Genomic DNA, 18943 nt, shown 5'->3' with positions numbered 1-18943 from the left:
CTCAGGTTAGCCTCAACAAGTCTGTTTAAAAAAATAAATTGAAAAGCGCCTCCAATGTGAGGCGCTTTTTGTTTTTATATTACTGATTCAGTGAGCGTATAGAGTCACTACATGTTCTCTTCTGCAAACTCAGCCAGTCGGCTTCGCACTACACCATTGAGGTGGATGTTGGCACTGCCTTCGAAGTTTTTAAAACGCTCGACCATGTAGGTTAAGCCAGAGGTCACAGGGGTTAGGTAAGAAGAATCTATCTGCGCTAGGTTTCCAGAACAGATAATCTTAGTACCTTCGCCACAACGGGTGATGATGGTTTTGATTTGTGATGCAGTCAGGTTCTGACACTCATCGAGAAGCACAAACGCATTTTGGATGGAACGGCCGCGCATGAAGTTGATCGATTTGAACTGGATATTAGCTTTGTCACAGATGTATTTCATCGACCCTTCGGTGCAGTGGTCGTTTTTGTGTAGCGCTTCCAGTGTATCGGTCACAGCAGCCAACCAAGGCAGCATCTTCTCTTCTTCGGTACCAGGGAGGAAACCAATCGACTCACCAATGTCGGGCGTGTTTCGGGTTACGATGATCTTATCGAACTGTTTACGCTCAATGGTTTGCTCAAGTGCAGCAGCCATGGCGAGCAGCGTTTTACCACTCCCTGCCGCACCAGTTAGGATCACCAGATCAATATCAGGGTCGAGCAGGGCATCGATCGCCATACCTTGATAGACGTTTTTGGGTGTGATGTCCCATGCTCTGCGATTCATCAGTCGTTCGCGACTGAGGTCTCTCAGGGTAATGCTTTCTGGCTCAATCTCTTCGACTCGAGCGGCAAAGTCACTCTCTTCATCAATGACATATTGGTTAAGGAAGGTCGGCTCAAAAGGCGCTCTAGCTAAGGTGTGCAGTGTCTTTCCACCTAAACTTCTGCTTTCGACATCGTCGATACCATCCCAAAATGAGCCTTCTAGTTGTTGGAAGCCTTTGGTGAGGTATTGGATATCATCGATCAATTGGTCGGTTTGATAATCTTCAACAAAACGGACACCGGCGCCTTTGGCTCGCAAACGCATGTTGATGTCTTTGGTGATGAGAACCACTTCGCGTGGTGCGCGTTTATTTTGAAGATAGAGGACAGCATTAAGGATTCGGTTATCGCCAGCTTTGTCATCGGCGAAGGCTTTGATACTTTCTTGAAGTTCGTAGTCAGCGAGTATTGAAATACTGCCAGATGCGTTTATGTCTTTAGAAAAAGGGATGCCTTCCGATATTTGGTCTGGTGTGGCTTCCCTGAATAAGTCTTCGAGCGTTCGAATCGCAATTCTCGCATCTCGAGCAACGTCTCTTTTACTGTCTTTGATTCTGTCGAGTTCTTCTAGCACTGTCATTGGGATAACGACATCGTGCTCTTGGAAAGAAAATATAGCGAAGGGTTCGTGAAGTAGAATATTGGTGTCTAAAACAAATAGCTTCCGGTTGGTCTCGCCCATAGCATCTCCTTGCCGACGTGCGGCTTGCCTTGCATTCATTGAACGTAGATTAAGCTCATATAAAGGTTAGTATCTGATTCTAGTGATAGTCAACAACTCACCTAAACTTCATTTGAGAGCTACATTCTGCTCCCCATAGAATAACCATGATTTTTTGACAGTTTGATTGCACTGGCGAAAACAGAAAAAAAGCACGAAATCATCTCCTTTAGGCGTGACCTAAATCACAGCATCGAGTAAGATTAGCGACCTTTTTCTGCACCATTTTCTTGAGATATTTATTATCTAGAGCGCACTTAAAAAGTGGCTGCAAACTAGGCATTTTTGGCTATATTTTTAGTTCAGGAGCGAGAACGTTCTTGTTTGAAACTGCAGTTAAAAAGACCAAATTCCAACTATAAGATTGAGGTAGTCGATTCATGACATTTGCTTTGGGGCAACGCTGGATAAGCGATACGGAGAGCGATTTAGGTTTAGGTACCGTTGTAGCAATGGATGCTCGCACAGTGACACTAATGTTTGCAGCGTCAGAAGAAAACCGTGTTTATGCACGTACTGATGCTCCCGTAACCCGAGTAACGTTTAATGTAGGCGATGTCATCGAATGCCAAGAAGGTTGGTCTCTGTCTGTCGAAGAAGTTATCGAAGACAAAGGACTGCTAACCTACTTAGGTACTCGCGAAGATACCCAAGAAACAGATGTCACTCTGCGTGAAATCTTCTTAAGTAACCAGATCCGCTTTAACAAGCCACAAGATAAACTGTACGCAGGTCAAATCGACCGTATGGATAACTTCGTGTTGCGTTACCGCGCGTTGAGTAACCAGTACCAACAACACAAGAGCCCAATGCGCGGCCTGTGTGGTATGCGTGCTGGCTTGATTCCTCATCAATTGTACATTGCTCATGAAGTCGGTCGTCGTCATGCTCCACGTGTTTTACTTGCTGATGAAGTTGGCCTAGGTAAAACCATCGAAGCGGGCATGATCATCCACCAACAAGTGTTGTCTGGCCGTGCAGAGCGTATTCTGATTGTGGTTCCTGAAACTCTACAACACCAATGGTTAGTAGAGATGATGCGCCGTTTCAATCTGCACTTTTCTATCTTTGATGAAGAGCGTTGTATTGAGTCTTTTGCAGAATCAGATAATCCATTTGATACTCAACAATACGTTCTGTGTTCACTGGATTTCCTACGTAAGAGCCGCAAGCGCTACGAGCAAGCACTTGAAGGTGAGTGGGATCTATTGGTTGTCGATGAAGCACACCACCTTGAGTGGAGCCAAGATAAGCCAAGCCGCGAATACCAAGTGGTTGAAGGATTAGCTGAAAATACCTCTGGTGTACTACTATTGACAGCGACCCCTGAACAGCTTGGTCGTGAGAGCCACTTTGCGCGTCTGCGTCTGCTTGATCCTGATCGCTTCTACGATTACGAAGCGTTCGTGGAAGAAGAAGACCAATACGCTCCTGTTGCTGATGCAGTAACAGCATTGTTCTCTGGCGTGAAGCTTGAAAACAGCGCGAAGAATCAGATAACAGAGCTGCTTTCTGAGCAAGATGTTGAGCCTCTATTCCGCGTTATCGAGGGCGATAGCAACGAAGAAGAGCAAGCCTTAGCTCGCCAAGAATTGATTGACAACCTTATGGATCGCCACGGTACAGGTCGTGTTCTATTCAGAAACACACGAGCTGCAATCAAAGGCTTCCCTAAGCGTAACGTAAACCTACTGCCGATGGAGATTCCAACGCAGTACACAACTTCGATGCGTGTATCGGGCATGATCGGTGGCAAGATGGCACCAGAAGCTCGAGCGATGAAGATGTTATATCCAGAAGAGATCTTCCAAGAATTTGAAGGTGAAGACTCAAGCTGGTGGCAGTTCGATTCACGTGTTAACTGGTTGATTGAGAAGATCCAAGACAAGCGCAGCGAAAAGATCCTAGTGATCGCATCACGTGCAAGTACGGCGCTTCAATTAGAGCAAGCACTGCGTGAGCGTGAAGGTGTGCGTGCAACCGTATTCCATGAAGGCATGTCGATCCTTGAACGTGATAAAGCGGCGGCTTACTTTGCTCAAGAAGAGGGCGGTGCTCAGGTTCTTATCTGTAGTGAAATCGGCTCTGAGGGGCGTAACTTTCAGTTTGCTAACCAATTAGTGATGTTTGACCTTCCATTCAACCCAGACTTGCTCGAGCAACGTATTGGTCGTTTGGACCGTATCGGTCAACTGCGTGATATCGATATTCATGTCCCTTATCTGAAAGGCACATCACAGGCGATTCTTGCGCGTTGGTTTGATGAGGGTCTAAATGCATTTGCAGAAACTTGTCCAACCGGTCGCACGGTTTACGATAAATATTCCGATGTTTTAATCGAAATGCTGGCTTCTGGTAACACTGAGCAACTTGATGAAGTGATTGAAGAGTCTGCCAAGCTAAATCAAAGCCTAAAAGCGGATCTAGAAAAAGGCCGAGACCGCCTACTAGAAATGCACTCAAACGGCGGTGATAAAGCGCATGAAATCGCAGAGAAAATTGCTTCAACGGATGGCGACACTAACCTAGTTTCATTTGCATTAAGCCTATTCGATACGATTGGTTTGAACCAAGACGACAAAGGTGAAAATGCGCTAGTCGTGACACCATCTGAGCACATGATGGTGCCAAGCTACCCAGGATTACCATACGAAGGCGCAACCATCACATTCGATCGTGATACAGCCCTTTCTCGTGAAGACATGAACTTCATTAGCTGGGAACACCCAATGATTCAGGGCGGTATTGATCTGCTACTGAGTGAAGGTGTGGGTGCATCTGCGGTATCGCTACTGAAAAACAAAGCACTGCCAGTAGGTACTATCCTGCTTGAGTTGGTTTACCTTGTGGATGCGCAAGCACCGAAACGCAGCGGTATCAGCCAGTTCTTACCTAAGACTCCGATTCGCTTGATGATGGATGGCCGTGGTAACGATCTATCTGCTCAGGTTGAATTTGATAGCTTTAACCGTCAGCTAAGCCCTGTAAACCGTCACTTAGCGAGCAAGCTAGTGAACTCGGTACAAGGCGAGATTCACAAGCTAATCGAAGCGGGTGAGACGCATGTACTGCCGAAGGTTGAAGAAGTTCGTCAGCAAGCTCAGAAAGATATGCAGACTAACTTGAACGGTGAACTAGAGCGTCTACAAGCGCTTAAAGCTGTGAACCCGAATATTCGTGATGAAGAGCTTGAGGTTATCGAAGCTCAAATCAATGAACTGACAGGTTACATCAGCAAAGCTCAGGTTCAGCTAGATTCATTACGCTTGATTGTGGTTTCTCACAACTAGTTTGAATTAGCGAAATGCTTCAACGAAATAAGGCCTTCACCATGAAGGCCTTATTTGTATCTGTAGCTTGGTTAAACAGTATCTTGGTTAAAGCTTAGCGCTCGATTATATTCCTATCTAGTGATCCATCGAGAAATGAAGTGAAAAATCAAACTTCCTTAATAGTTAAGAGGCTCCAATGGCGTTAGAACAGTACACACCACCACGTGAACCGTGGACTGATATTGTCTATCAAGATGATGATATTCTTGTGGTGAACAAGCCTGCTGGCCTACTTTCGGTGCCGGGGAGACTGCCTGAGCATTACGACAGTATGTGGAGTCGGTTGGTTGTCGAATTTGCGGATATTCAGGTGGTGCATCGGTTGGATATGTCGACATCGGGCTTGATGCTGCTCGCTAAACACAAACAAGCTGAACGGCATTTGAAGAAGCAATTTCAATATCGACTGACACACAAACTTTATTACGCACGAGTATGGGGTTCAGTGGAAGACAAGGAAGGTTTGATTGACCTTCCTCTTATTTGCGACTGGCCAAATCGCCCTAGGCAGAAAGTCTGCTTTGACGAGGGTAAACCATCACAAACTCGATATATTGTGGAGCAACAAGAGCCTCAAACGACATTATTGAAATTGCTGCCGATCACTGGCCGCTCTCATCAGTTGCGTGTTCACTGCATGGAGCTAGGGAATCCAATTGTGGGCGACGAGTTTTATGCAATACCAGATGCGTTTAATTATAGCGATAGGTTAGCTTTGCACGCATGTGAGCTGAGTTTTTATCATCCAGCTAATAACCAGCTTTTCAAAGCCTTCGTGCCATGCGAGTTTTACCCTCAAGCATCGCCACAAATCGAGCAGCACTTTGAAATTGCGCCAGAGCTTCCAGACTACAGTAAGCTAAAAGCTTAGAATGGTGCCATCAATACCAATGCAAGGACGTACAATGCCGAAGTTGAAAGTGGTCTTTCTCGACCGAGCGACCATCCCATCTCAAATACATTTAAAACCCCTTAGCTTTGAGCATCAGTGGGTGGAGTATGACTTCACTTCGCCGGAGCAAGTGTCTGAACGAGTTGAAGACGCTGATGCGGTTATTACCAATAAGGTTGTGCTCAACGAATCGAATTTAGCTCAAGCACAACAACTTAAGCTAATAGTTGTTTCAGCAACGGGTGTGAACAATGTCGATGTAGAGTACTGCAAGGGTAACAATATCGCAGTGGCTAATGTACAGGGCTATGCGACTCAATCGGTACCTGAACATGTTATCGCGATGCTGTTTACGCTTAAGCGAAACCTCGTTGGCTATCATCAAGATATCGAGACTGGCGAGTGGCAAAAGGACAAACAATTCTGTTTCTTTACTCATCCGATTCAAGATGTTGCAGGCAGTACATTGGGCTTAATAGGGAGTGGTAGCTTAGGGCAAGCGACCGCGATATTAGCAAAAGCGATTGGTATGAATGTCATCTTTACTGAGCGTAAAGGGGCAGATTCTTGTCGAGAAGGGTATCTACCTTTTGATACGGTGTTACAGCAAGCGGATGCGATCAGCTTACATTGTCCATTAACTGAAGCGACTCGAAATCTGATTTCAGAGCGAGAGCTAACCATGATGAAATCAAGTGCGGTATTAATTAATGCTGGCCGTGGTGGACTTGTCGATGAGCAGGCCTTGGTCGAAGCATTGAACAATCATGAGATTGCAGGTGCGGGCATGGATGTGTTTACACAAGAACCTGCAGATAATTCGAATCCACTATTGGCTAACAGCCACTTACCTAATTTACTGCTAACACCACATGTGGCGTGGGGCAGCGACAGTTCAATTCAAAAACTGTCTGATATCGTAATCGATAATATTGATGGGTTTGTTGCAGGTAATCCGCAGAACTTAGTGAGTTGATTGAAGAATTGAATGGTGCAAGCACAAAATAAAAAAGGTTGGCTTTTAGGCCAACCTTTTTAGATCGTTGTGTCGATTAAGTGATTTAGCCTTGCGGCTTAACTACCAGTACATTGATTGGTGAGTTCTGTACTACTTTGCTTGCAACAGAACCAAGTACAACCTTGTCGATTTTTGAACGCTTATGACTAGGCATCACGATAAGGTCAGCCCCTAGTTTCTCTGCGCAATCAAGAATCGTTGTGTAGGTCTTGCCTTCGGCAACGTGAACTTTATAGATCACATCATCGTCGATATGCTTATCAGCAAATTCTTTCAGCTGATTTTTAACATCAAGCTTCATTTGGTTTGCTGCATCTTTCGGGAAGTAAGACGCTACCATCGACATGTGGATGCCCGGTAATACGTTTAGAATGTGGATCTCAGCATTACTGTGCTTCGCGTGCCATACCGCTAGCTCGACCGCTTTATCAGAAAAGCCTTTGTCGTTCAGATCAACGGGAACAAGGATTTGTCTATACATGTATTCGTCTCTTTTTGAGCAGCGCTGAGTACATACCAAGCGCTGTAATTATCTATTCCATGTAGTAAAGCCAAATAGAGTAGAGCGCTATTTGGCTCTATCCATTACGCGCTAATCTCATCCTTACGAGCACGCCTTCTTTGGTTCATCGCTAAACCAATCAAAATTAATAGGGCAGGTAAGAATACCCACTCTTTCATTGGTCGTTCTGCATCTTGGATAACGGATTTAATTTCCCAATCAAAGTCAATGCCAGCTGCTTCAGCAGGGCTACCAAATTCAACCATATCAACAATCATCTTGTCGTCAGCTTGGGTCAGCATTAGGCCCATTGAAGCAATGCGGTCTTCACTTGTTGTCGCAGAATCTTCAAACGGAAGGCGAACTGTTTTCTCAGAATAGTTACCTTCTAAGTTTTCGCCACCGACTCTCAATTCAAGTGATTGTCCCACAGATAGATTTTCTGTGATTTGAGCGATCTCAACTCCAGGTGAAAGAACTTTCTCTGGATAAATCATGTCCCACCAGAAACCTGGGCGGAAGAAAGAGAAAGTCAGAACGATAAGCAGTATGGTTTCCCACCACTTGTTCTTAGTAAACCACCAACCTTGCGTTGCAGCTGCAAAGATAAGTACCGCAGTAACCGAAGAGAAAATCGTTAGAGCTAAGTGCCACCAAGAATCAATGCCCATCAATAGTAGTTGGGTATTGAATATAAACATGAACGGTAAGATTGCGGTCCGGATATCGTAGGTAAAACCTTGAATACCCGTACGAATCGGGTCGGATTTCGCAATCGCTGCTGCAGCAAATGCTGCAAGACCTACCGGAGGTGTGTCATCCGCAAGAATACCGAAGTAGAACACGAATAAGTGAACCGCAATCAGTGGGATGATCAAGCCGTGCGCTGCACCTAAGGTAACAATTACCGGCGCCATCAGTGTTGAAACAACGATGTAGTTCGCCGTTGTTGGCAAGCCCATACCTAAGATCAAGCTGATTACCGCAGTGAATAGCAACATAAGAATGATGCTACCGCCTGAGATGAACTCAACGAAATCAGTCATTACAAGGCCGATACCCGTTAGCGTCACAACGCCAACAACCGTACCTGCAGCCGCTGTCGCTACACCGATACCGATCATGTTACGTGCGCCTGAAACCAAGCTCTCTGCTAGGTCAACGAAACCGGCTTTAGTTTGCTCTGCAAGATCGTCAGATTTGTTAATCAGAGTCATCAAAGGACGCTGAGTGATTAAAATGAAGATCATGAATACGGTTGCCCAGAATGCAGATAGGCCTGGAGAGAAACGTTCAACCGTTAAACACCAAACTAGTACTACGATAGGCAGTAGAAAGTGCAAACCAGATTTAATTGTTGGGCCTGGATCTGGAACTTCTTTTAGATCCGCATCGATCTCCATGCCGCCTTCAGCGGCGTATTTTGCAGAAACACGAACCAGAGCGACATAAGAGACTAATAGAGCAACCGTCACAATGGGTGTTGCTGCAGCGCCAAAGACATCTTTTGTCCAGCCGACACCGTAGTAAACCGCTGCACTGATGACACATAGGCCTAAGATAGTACCAGTGAAAGAGAGTAGGCTTTGCACGATAGTTGGTGTGTGACGACGAGGTAAGCCCGTCATACCTGCTTTACATGCCTCTAAGTGAACAATGTAAATCAGGGCGATGTAAGAGATCAGAGCGGGCAGTAGTGCTGCTTTGATTACTTCTACGTAAGAGATGCCCACATACTCAACCATCAAGAATGCCGCTGCACCCATGATAGGTGGCGTTAATTGACCATTGGTTGAAGCTGCTACTTCTACTGCACCAGCTTTTGTGCCCGGGAAACCAACACGCTTCATTAGCGGAATCGTAAAGGTACCTGTGGTGACTACGTTAGCGATAGATGAACCTGATACCAAACCAGACAAGCCTGATGCTACAACGGCTGCTTTTGCTGGGCCGCCTTTCATGTGACCAAGCAGTGAGAATGCGACTTTAATAAAGTAAGCACCGGCACCGGCACGCTCTAGCATTGCACCAAACAGTACGAACAAGAATACGAATGACGTTGATACGCCAAGTGCCACACCGAATACACCTTCTGTTGTTAGCCACAGATGCGACATTGCCTTATTCAGGCTCGCCCCTTTGTGTGCAATAACGTCTGGCATGTGGGGACCGCCAAATGTGTAAAGTAGAAATACTGCTGCCACAACCATAAGAGGTGGACCTAAAGCGCGTCGTGTTGCTTCAAGCAGTAAAATCATACCAAATACGGCCGCAACAATATCGAATGTTGTTGGTGCGCCCGAGCGCTCAGCGAGTTGAGTATAGAAAATATAGATATAAGAAGCTGAAAAGCTACCTACAAGCGCTAATATCCAGTCTACGGCTGGGATGCGATCCCTAGGCGAATTCTTCATTGCCGGATAAGCGGTAAAGGCTAGGAAAATAGCAAATGTAAGGTGAATTGCTCGAGCTTCAGTGTCGTTTAAAATTGCGAAGTTAAAAATGAACGGCAGCGGAGATGCATACCAAAGTTGGAACAGTGACCAACATAGAGGCACAAACCATAAAATACGGCCTTGGATACCGCGAGGGCTACGCGCACCAGTGTCTGATTGTGCCACCATTTCTTGCACATCTGGAGACGGTGATGTTGTCTGCGTCATGTACTTTATCCTTATTATTGATGGTCTGCCTTTGCTTACGAACAACCAAACGTTATTTCTTTACCTATCTAGTGTAGTGAATGGATAGGGAAATGCGTTCTTTGTTCGTCTTTGTCTTAGGCTTGATACGAAGGTAAGTTCGCCAAATTGGAGAAACTTAAAGGGTTGCTCTTTTCACTTAAGTTATTTTTATAAAACGTGAAAAGCCAATAAGGAGGGCTAGCCTCCTTATTGGTGTAGTAGGCTTAAAGTAGAATTACTTTAGAAGGCCCACTTCTTTGTAGTATTTTGCTGCGCCTGGGTGAAGAGGGATAGAGATACCCGCTTTAACCATGTCTTCTTTTTTCAGGTTAGCAAATGCTGGGTGTAGGCGTTTGAAAGTGTCAAAGTTTTCAAATACTGCCTTAGCAACGTTGTATGCAACTTCTTCAGAAACATCTGAAGTTGTTACCATAGTTGCAGCAACACCGAAGCTGTTTACGTCAGCGTCAGTACCACGGTACATGCCAGCAGGTACTGTGCTGTATGCGTAGTATGGGTTTTCAGCTACGATCTTGTCGATCTGTGGACCTGTTGCAGAAACCAGTTTTGCATCACAAGACGTTGTCGCTTCTTTAATTGATCCGTTCGGGTGACCAACCATGTAGATGAATGCATCAATCTTGTTATCACAAAGTGCTTGTGAACGCTCAGAACCTTTCAGTTCAGAAGCAAGCTTGAAGCTATCGTTAGTCCAGCCCATAGAATCCATTACAACACCCATCGTTGCACGGTCGCCAGAACCCGGGTTACCAATGTTGACACGCTTACCAGCTAGGTCTGAAACATTGTTAATACCTGCATCGGTGCGAGCGATGATGTTGAACGGTTCTGTATGTAGAGAGAACATAGCACGAAGTTTCTTGTATTCGCCTTGGTCTTTGAACTTGCTTGTACCGTTGTAGCCGTGGTATTGCCAGTCAGATTGAACAACACCGAAATCTAGTTCACCAGCACGGATGGTATTAACGTTGTAGATTGAACCGCCAGTAGACTCGACAGAACAACGAATGTTGTGGTCTTTACGGCCTTTGTTCACTAGCTTACAAATTGCACCACCAGTCGGGTAATAAACACCCGTTACTGAACCAGTACCAATTGTGATGAACTCTTGAGCGTTAACTGCGCCAGCGCCCATTACAGCAGCTGCAATAGCCCCAACTTTAATCAGTTTGGTAAATGCCATGAATTTCCCTTCCTTTATTCATTATTAACCCTGAAACAAGTGTAGTCGTTTCTGGAGTTTCCTATTTGGAAACGGCACCTTTTTCAATCCATGTGATGAAAAAGTGGCTGAATAATATCAAAAATTGGCAGAAAATTACTCAAATGTTAAAAGATATAGCGAAAAAATCTAACAAATGACGGCTGGATCTCGTGTTTGATTTGCTATTGAGTTTTTTAAAATCAATGAGTTAGTGATTTTTGGGAGAGGCGGGATAGATATCTTAGGATGTGATTTGGATCACGAACTAAATAGGTGTTTGTGATCCAATAGTAATGGCTGATAGTTATGAAACTGTGAGCAATTATCCTGCGTATTCAAACAGTTCGCATACAGAATCGAACAGTTGCTTAGTGGTAACTGATAAGGTTGGAGTAATGAAGATAGTATCATCTCCAGCAACTACCCCCAGTATGCCTTCTGACTTACCTAATGAATCTAATAAGCGGGCAATCAGTTGCGCGGCACCAGGGCCTGTATGTATAACAACCAACGCATTGTTGTGGTCAATATCTAACACTAACTCTCTTAGAGAGCTAGAAACTGTCGGAACACCCAGTTCAGCCGGAAGACAGTAAACCATCTCCATTTTTGCATTGCGTGTTCGAACAGCGCCAAACTTAGTTAACATACGCGAAACTTTAGATTGGTTGATGCTTTCAAAGCCTTCATGCTTGAGGGCATCGACAATCTCGCCTTGCGAACCAAAACGTTCTTCTTTTAGTAATGATTTAAAAGCACGAACTAAGTTGTCTTGTTTTTCTGTATTGCGCATATGTCATTCTTATTCATTAACAAAAATATTTGCATATTCTCGCATACATATTCAATTTTATCCAAAATATCACGGTAATTTGTTAGTCATGTCACTGTAAAAATTTAATAGGATAATGTGTTATTTAAGACGAGTTGTTTTGTCATTTCAAATGATTACCGCCATAATGCGAACTTGCTATGTAGCACGGTTTTATTGACTTGCGCGAAGTCGCAAAGCTAGCGTTAATTGATTGTAATCACTTTGTGATTAATATAGTTTTTTAACGATAATTTAGCTTTTTAGCCTTAATTTAGCTCAAGAATTACCCTACAAAGAATCTATAAGAGAAAGCTCTCAAGGAGAATAACAATGAAAGTAGCTGTTATTGGTGCCGCTGGTGGCATCGGTCAAGCCCTAGCCCTACTACTAAAGAACCGCCTGCCTGCTGGTTCAGATCTTGCACTTTACGACATCGCTCCGGTAACCCCGGGGGTTGCTGCCGATCTTAGCCATATCCCAACGCCTGTTTCGATCAAAGGTTACGCGGGTGAAGATCCAACTCCAGCACTTGAAGGTGCGGATGTTGTGCTTATTTCTGCGGGTGTTGCTCGTAAACCTGGTATGGATCGTGCGGACCTTTTCAATGTGAACGCTGGCATTGTTAAGTCTCTAGCTGAGAAAATTGCCGTTACTTGTCCTACTGCTTGTGTTGGTATCATCACTAACCCAGTAAACACAACTGTGCCAATCGCTGCTGAAGTACTTAAAAAAGCGGGCGTTTACGACAAGCGTCGTTTATTCGGTATTACGACTCTTGATGTCATTCGTTCTGAAACGTTCGTTGCTGAGCTGAAAGATAAAGATCCTGGCGATGTTCGTGTTCCTGTTATCGGCGGTCACTCAGGTGTAACTATTCTCCCTCTTCTTTCTCAAGTTGAAGGTGTTGAGTTTACTGACGAAGAAATTGCAGCGCTAACAACTCGTATCCAAAATGCAGGTACTGAAGTAGTAGAAGCTAAAGCGGGTGGCGGCAGTGCGACTTTATCTATGGGTCAAGCGGCTTGTCGTTTCGGTCTTGCACTAGTGAAAGCACTGCAAGGCGAAGAGAACGTGATTGAATGTGCCTACGTTGAAGGTGAAGGCGAGCACGCACCATTCTTCGCGCAACCCGTTAAACTTGGCAAAGAAGGCGCTGAAGCGATTCTTAGCTACGGTGAACTGAGCGACTTCGAACGCAATGCACTAGACAGCATGCTAGAAACGCTAAATGGCGATATTGAGATTGGTGTTGAATTCGCTAAATAAGCGATACAGCATTTAACTCAGGTTAAAATTGCTAATAAAAGTCGATCATTGCGATCGGCTTTTTTGATCCTTGTATTCAACCCACTCGTAATCTTTTTCTAACCACGAAGAATTAGGGTATTGAACGATGACTAGAGTACAAAAAGGGATGAATGTTAACTATCTAGGTCGCTTGGGCAAGATATTGGTTATCGATGAGCAAGAGCAGTTCGCGTTATTTGAGTCTTACAATAGTCATAAGCAATATGCAGTTCCGTTGGAAGAACTTGAAGAGATCGAAGCGCAACTACCTCTATCGTTGGAATCGAGTCGCTATTGAGATCCAGTGTATTATCTAGCAGGATCAAAAAAAGAGCCAACAGGCTCTTTTTTATTATATAGCTGTCTATTTACTACTTAGCTTCTATTTACTTGCTACGTTTTACTGCAAGATGAGCTAGCGTAGTTAAAGCCTGCTTGTATTCTGACTCAGGAAGAATAGAAAGCTCAGCAATGGCTTTATCGGCTTCTTCATAGGCTTTATTGGTCGTGTACTCTAACGAGCCAGTCTCTTTCATGACAGACATAATGTCGTCGAGACGTTCCATACCATTAGCTTTTTCAATCGCTTCACGAATCATGCTTGCTTGGTCTGGGGAACCATTGCGCATTGCGTAAAGCAACGGTAACGTCGGTTTGCCTTCTGCTAGGTCATCACCAACATTTTTACCCATCTCTTTACCATCAGCGGTGTAGTCCATCACATCATCAATAAGCTGGAATGCTGTTCCTAGGTACTTACCGTAGTTTTGCATCGCAGTTTCGATCTCAGGTGAAGACTCTGTAAGAATTGCGCCGATTTGGGTTGCGGCTTCAAACAAACGAGCGGTCTTTGAATAGATCACCTGCATGTAGCTTTCTTCTGTGGTGTCTGGGTTATTACAGTTCATCAATTGTTGAACTTCACCCTCGGCAATCACATTTACTGATTCGCTCATTAGCTCAAGGATCCTTAAAGATCCAAGCGTCGTCATCATCTGAAATGAGCGGGTGTAAATAAAATCACCAACCAAAACGCTAGCGGCATTACCAAAAGCAGCATTGGCTGTCGCTTTGCCGCGTCTCATGTCCGACTCATCGACGACATCATCATGGAGAAGGGTCGCTGTATGAATAAATTCGATAAAAGCGGCTGAGGTGATGTGAGCTTCACCTTGGTAACCAAGTGCACGAGCTGATAAAAGAGCAAGCAAAGGGCGTAGGCGTTTGCCACCACCGCTAACGATATAAAAACCAAGCTGGTTGATTAAACTTACGTCAGAATTAAGTTGGGCTTGAATTGTTTCATTCACTTTTGCCATATCATTGGCAGTAAGCGTTTGGATAGCTTTAAAATCCATTGTTCATCCGGCTGAAGTTAGACCCTGTAAGGCTTATACGTTGTATTTAATTGTTGAATAATACACTAAAAAACGTTGATTAATACATCACTTAAAGGCATCATTGCCGCACTTTTCTTTGGCGAACATGTTTTCGCCAATATTTTAAAAATATGGCTTGTCATAGCGGCATGATTCCCGTAGAATCTGCGCCCTATTGATTAGTTTAGCGCACACCCGAGTTGTAGAATTAACAACCATAGGCTGTGCGGAAAAAGCGGAGTAAAATATGTACGCTGTTTTCCAATCTGGTGGCAAACAACACCGAGTAAGCGAAGGTCAAACTCTTCGTTTAGAGAAATTAGACGTTGAAACTGGTGCAACTGTAGAATTTGATAAAGTTCTTCTTGTTGCTAACGGCGAAGAAATCGCTGTTGGTGCACCTCTTGTTGAAGGTGGCAAGGTTACTGCAGAAGTAGTACAACACGGTCGTGGCGATAAAGTAAAAATCGTTAAGTTCCGTCGTCGTAAGCACTCGCGTAAGCAAGCTGGTCACCGTCAGTGGTTCACAGAAGTGAAAATCACTGGCATTAACGCTTAAGTATTAGGAGAGTTTAACAATGGCACATAAAAAAGCTGGCGGTTCTACTAATAACGGCCGCGATTCAGAAAGCAAACGTCTTGGTGTTAAGCGTTTTGGTGGTGAATCTGTTCTTGCAGGTAACATCATCGTTCGTCAACGTGGTACTAAGTTCCACGCTGGCACAAACGTTGGCATCGGTAAAGACCACACTCTTTTCGCTCTTACTGAAGGTAAAGTGAAATTTGCTGTTAAAGGTCCTAAAAACCGTAAGTTTGTAAGCATCGAAGCTGAGTAATTTAATCTTTAATTAGATTATCTTATTAGCTTTCAAGCTGAATTCAAAAGCCCTGCCGATTCGGCAGGGTTTTTTATTTATAGCGAGAATAAAAAAGCAGACGCTCTTGCCTTAGCTTTAATAAGCTTAGCAAAGAACCTCTCCTTCTTTGTTCCTTGGTTGCAGGTCGGCCTAGATCTTAGGTGATCGATCTAAACACGGATCTGCTAGAATTTATATCACTCCTTGATGAGTGGTAACGCAACGTAAGTGCGGAGTTAAAAAATGAAATTCGTTGATGAAGCGGTAGTAAAAATAGAAGCCGGTGATGGCGGTAATGGTACAGTTAGCTTTTGGCGCGAAAAATTCGTCGCTAAAGGTGGCCCTGATGGCGGCGACGGCGGTGATGGTGGTGATGTTTACATCCAAGCGGATGAGAACTTAAACACACTGATCGATTATCGTTTCCAACGTTTTTACAACGCAGAGCGTGGTGAGAACGGTCGCGGTGGTAACTGTACTGGTAAACGTGGTAAAGACATTACACTGAAAGTGCCTGTAGGTACTCGTGCAGTTGATATCCACACCAACGAAATCGTTGCTGAAGTTGCTGAACACGGCAAGAAAGTGATGGTTGGTAAAGGTGGTTGGCACGGTCTTGGTAACACGCGTTTTAAATCGTCTGTTAACCGCGCTCCTCGTCAAAAGACAATGGGTACTAAAGGCGAAGTTCGCGAACTGCGTTTAGAGCTTCTTCTATTAGCTGACGTTGGTATGCTTGGCTTACCAAACGCAGGTAAATCTACTTTTATTCGTTCAGTATCTGCTGCGAAACCAAAAGTGGCTGATTACCCGTTTACCACGCTAATCCCTAGCTTAGGTGTTGTTAGTGTTGTCCCTGAAAAGAGCTTCGTTGTTGCTGACATCCCAGGACTAATCGAAGGTGCAGCTGATGGCGCTGGTCTTGGTATTCGTTTCTTGAAGCACCTTGAGCGTTGTCGTGTTCTTCTGCACATGATCGATATTTTGCCGATTGATGGTTCTGATCCTATTCAGAATGCACTGACGATCATTGACGAGCTTGAGCAATACAGCGAAAAAGTAGCACAGAAACCTCGCTGGTTAGTATTCAACAAAGTTGACCTAATGCCTGAAGAAGAAGCGGACGAAAAGATTCAAGAAATCGTCGAAGCTTTAGGTTGGGAAGGCGAGTACTTCAAGATCTCTGCTGTAAACAAGATCGGCACGAAAGATCTTTGCTTTAAACTGGGTGAGTTCATGGAGAACCTACCTCGCGAAGTTGAAGCAATTGAAGAAGAAGAAAAAGTTAACTTTATGTGGGATGACTACCATAAAGATGCGATGGCCGGTAAGAATGTCGTTACTGAAGATGACGACTGGGATGATTGGGATGACGAAGAAGATGACGGTCATGTTATCTATGTTCGTGATTAATAATCCTCGTAGTTTCTTATAAGCACTTTGGTCGCTTTTTCTAAGATACGCTGATAGTTTTATTAAACCGCAATGAAAATTGCGGTTTTTTTGTATCTAAATCATGACGTCTTGCTGTTTTTTATGCAAAATTTATCTTTAGATAATTAACGCCTATGGGAAGGAAATCATGGCATCAAAACAAAGAGCGATCTCAAGGTTAGTCGCTCAATCAGGACAAATGTTATTGGCACACGGCGCCGAGAGCACACTGGTCGGTGACATTATGCGCCGCATCGGTATTGCTTGTGGGGTGAATGAGGTTGAAGTTGCACTGTCAGCCAATGCGTTGGTTGTGACAACAGTAATGGATGATCATTGCATAACGACGACTCGAAGTTGCGCTGATCGTGGCATTAATATGCAGGTGATAACCGAGATTCAACGCGTGTGTATCATGATGGAGAAAGGGATTCTTGATTATGATTTAGCTTATAATAAGATCCAAGGGATCAGTCCTGAACGCTACAACCGTTGGTTAGTTGTCGTAATGATAGGGCTATCATGTGCTTCTTTTAGCCGTCTTGCTGGCGGAGATTGGCATGTCTTCATGATGACGTTTATAGCTTCGGCTTGCGGTATGATTGTGAGACAAGAGATCGGTCATCGTCATTTCAATCCGTTATTAAATTTTGCTATTACCGCTTTTGTCACCACTACCATTTCGGCTCAGGCGGTGCTCTACAATATTGGAGGTCAACCCACCATCGTGATGGCTTCTTCAGTATTGATGCTAGTGCCTGGTTTTCCTTTAATTAACTCTGTTGCAGATATGCTTAAAGGCCATATTAATATGGGGCTAGCACGCTTCACCATGGCCAGTTTATTAACGTTGGCAACAAGCTTAGGCATTGTTGCAGCGATGAGCCTTTCAGACGTGTGGGGGTGGGCAAACTAATGACTATCTTTGAATTATTGGTAGGCCTTCTGAACGATATGTTTTTTGCTGCCATACCTGCCGTCGGCTTTGCATTGGTTTTTAACGTACCACAACGTGCGTTGATCTATTGTGCGCTTGGAGGCTCAATTGGCCACGGTAGCCGTTACTTAATGATGCATTTCGGCATTCCCATAGAATGGGCGACGTTCTTCGCGGCGACCATTGTCGGGATGATTGGGGTTCATTGGTCGCATAAATTGTTAGCACACCCGAAAGTATTTACGGTTGCAGCCTTGATTCCGATGGTCCCTGGCGTGTTTGCCTTTAAGGCGATGATTGCCATGGTTGAGATTAACCGAGCCGGATACAACCCAGAACTATTGGCATTGTTGATGGAGAACTTTTTGAAATCGATGTTCATTATCGCAGGGCTTGCGGTTGGCTTAGCAGTGCCTGGGCTGTTATTCTACCGTCGTAGACCTATCGTCTAGCTTCAACTTCATTTTCAAGTAAGGACAGGACTTTCGATTTATGATCATCAGCATGATAGCGGCAATGGCGAACAACCGTGTAATTGGTAAAGACAATCAGATGCCTTGGCATTTACCTGCAGATTTCGCATGGTTTAAACGTTCAACTATGGGCAAACCTGTCGTGATGGGGCGTAAGACTTATGATTCAATTGGACGTCCTTTACCGGGGAGGCTGAACGTTGTAATCAGCCGCGACGAGAGTTTAGAAATCGAAGGTGTAACGACGGTAACTTCGATTGAAAAAGCATTAGAGCTAGTAAGCGATGTTGATGAAGTGATGATCATCGGTGGCGGTTCGATCTATGAAAGCTGCTTACCTAAAGCGAACAAGCTCTACCTGACTTATATCGATTTTGATGTGGATGGTGATACTCAATTCCCAGACTGGGGAGAAGGTTGGAAGCAGAGCTTTAATGATACTTATCAAGCAGATGAGAAAAACAAGCACGATATGGAGTTTGTGGTTCTCGAGCGTTAACGGTGGTTATTAAGAGTTAGGCTCTGAAAAATGCTTGCGTTGCTGTGCCCAGCTAGCGCAAGCTTCTCGTATCTCGTATCTCGT

General features: G+C 44.4%; 17 protein-coding genes. 11 read left to right on the top strand and 6 right to left on the bottom strand.

Going from position 1 to position 18943, the window contains the following annotated elements; all coding sequences use genetic code 11:
• Positions 1-107: 107 nt before the first annotated feature.
• Positions 108-1487: a PhoH family protein gene (locus AB4407_RS16060; protein WP_372121263.1), complete on the bottom strand. Its 1380-nt coding sequence runs from the start codon at positions 1485-1487 to the stop codon at positions 108-110.
• A 419-nt stretch (positions 1488-1906) separates the two neighbouring features.
• On the opposite strand from AB4407_RS16060, the gene rapA reads away from it, so the two are divergent.
• The 3 genes from rapA (at position 1907) to AB4407_RS16045 (ending at position 6726) form a co-directional block, all read left to right on the top strand.
• Positions 1907-4816: an RNA polymerase-associated protein RapA gene (gene rapA / locus AB4407_RS16055; protein WP_372121262.1), complete on the top strand. Its 2910-nt coding sequence runs from the start codon at positions 1907-1909 to the stop codon at positions 4814-4816.
• 178 nt (positions 4817-4994) lie between these two features.
• Entirely contained in the window at positions 4995-5729 is a 735-nt protein-coding gene (locus AB4407_RS16050) for a pseudouridine synthase (RefSeq protein ID WP_372121261.1), read from the top strand.
• A 34-nt stretch (positions 5730-5763) separates the two neighbouring features.
• Positions 5764-6726 carry a D-2-hydroxyacid dehydrogenase gene (locus AB4407_RS16045; protein WP_372121260.1) on the top strand — a complete coding sequence of 321 codons (963 nt, stop codon included), beginning with the start codon at positions 5764-5766 and terminating at the stop codon, positions 6724-6726.
• 85 nt (positions 6727-6811) lie between these two features.
• Here AB4407_RS16045 and AB4407_RS16040 read toward each other — a convergent pair whose 3' ends face one another.
• The 4 genes from AB4407_RS16040 to argR all read right to left on the bottom strand — a co-directional run bounded on the left by AB4407_RS16040 (position 6812) and on the right by argR (position 11972).
• A complete protein-coding gene (locus AB4407_RS16040; RefSeq protein ID WP_029222921.1) occupies positions 6812-7249 on the bottom strand; it encodes a universal stress protein in 438 nt (145 codons plus the stop codon).
• 104 nt (positions 7250-7353) lie between these two features.
• Positions 7354-9933: a TRAP transporter permease gene (locus AB4407_RS16035; protein ID WP_372121259.1), complete on the bottom strand. Its 2580-nt coding sequence runs from the start codon at positions 9931-9933 to the stop codon at positions 7354-7356.
• Positions 9934-10189: 256 nt separating this feature from the next.
• On the bottom strand, positions 10190-11158 hold the full coding sequence (locus AB4407_RS16030; RefSeq protein WP_372121258.1) for a TAXI family TRAP transporter solute-binding subunit: 969 nt from the start codon (positions 11156-11158) through the stop codon (positions 10190-10192).
• 343 nt (positions 11159-11501) lie between these two features.
• On the bottom strand, positions 11502-11972 hold the full coding sequence (gene argR, locus AB4407_RS16025) for a transcriptional regulator ArgR (RefSeq protein ID WP_004735909.1): 471 nt from the start codon (positions 11970-11972) through the stop codon (positions 11502-11504).
• Positions 11973-12323: 351 nt separating this feature from the next.
• Here argR and mdh point away from each other — a divergent pair, with 351 nt between their 5' ends.
• Together mdh and AB4407_RS16015 are read left to right on the top strand one after the other, a co-directional pair.
• On the top strand, positions 12324-13259 hold the full coding sequence (gene mdh / locus AB4407_RS16020) for a malate dehydrogenase (RefSeq protein ID WP_010434414.1): 936 nt from the start codon (positions 12324-12326) through the stop codon (positions 13257-13259).
• Between the two features lie 127 nt (positions 13260-13386).
• Positions 13387-13578, top strand: coding sequence for a hypothetical protein (locus AB4407_RS16015; RefSeq protein ID WP_009847833.1), 192 nt, complete (start codon positions 13387-13389; stop codon positions 13576-13578).
• Between the two features lie 88 nt (positions 13579-13666).
• Here AB4407_RS16015 and ispB read toward each other — a convergent pair whose 3' ends face one another.
• Entirely contained in the window at positions 13667-14638 is a 972-nt protein-coding gene (gene ispB, locus AB4407_RS16010) for an octaprenyl diphosphate synthase (protein WP_304567910.1), read from the bottom strand.
• Positions 14639-14906: 268 nt separating this feature from the next.
• On the opposite strand from ispB, the gene rplU reads away from it, so the two are divergent.
• The 6 genes from rplU to folA all read left to right on the top strand — a co-directional run bounded on the left by rplU (position 14907) and on the right by folA (position 18859).
• Complete coding sequence (rplU, locus tag AB4407_RS16005) at positions 14907-15218, top strand: 50S ribosomal protein L21 (protein WP_004740823.1); 312 nt, start codon at positions 14907-14909, stop codon at positions 15216-15218.
• A gap of 19 nt (positions 15219-15237) precedes the next feature.
• Entirely contained in the window at positions 15238-15495 is a 258-nt protein-coding gene (rpmA, locus tag AB4407_RS16000) for a 50S ribosomal protein L27 (protein ID WP_004735905.1), read from the top strand.
• A 264-nt stretch (positions 15496-15759) separates the two neighbouring features.
• On the top strand, positions 15760-16929 hold the full coding sequence (gene cgtA / locus AB4407_RS15995) for an Obg family GTPase CgtA (RefSeq protein WP_372121257.1): 1170 nt from the start codon (positions 15760-15762) through the stop codon (positions 16927-16929).
• A 169-nt stretch (positions 16930-17098) separates the two neighbouring features.
• Positions 17099-17866: a threonine/serine exporter family protein gene (locus AB4407_RS15990; RefSeq protein ID WP_372121256.1), complete on the top strand. Its 768-nt coding sequence runs from the start codon at positions 17099-17101 to the stop codon at positions 17864-17866.
• On the top strand, positions 17866-18339 hold the full coding sequence (locus tag AB4407_RS15985) for a threonine/serine exporter family protein (protein WP_372121255.1): 474 nt from the start codon (positions 17866-17868) through the stop codon (positions 18337-18339). The genes AB4407_RS15990 and AB4407_RS15985 overlap by 1 nt, the downstream gene beginning before the upstream one ends.
• A 40-nt stretch (positions 18340-18379) precedes the next feature.
• Positions 18380-18859 carry a type 3 dihydrofolate reductase gene (folA, locus tag AB4407_RS15980; RefSeq protein WP_076645650.1) on the top strand — a complete coding sequence of 160 codons (480 nt, stop codon included), beginning with the start codon at positions 18380-18382 and terminating at the stop codon, positions 18857-18859.
• Positions 18860-18943: the final 84 nt, after the last annotated feature.

Source organism: Vibrio sp. 10N.261.46.E11 (genome assembly GCF_041472735.1).
GTDB lineage: Bacteria > Pseudomonadota > Gammaproteobacteria > Enterobacterales > Vibrionaceae > Vibrio.
The sequence above is the reverse complement of the archived record's forward strand: the minus strand, read 5'-3'. Positions and strand labels throughout refer to the sequence as shown.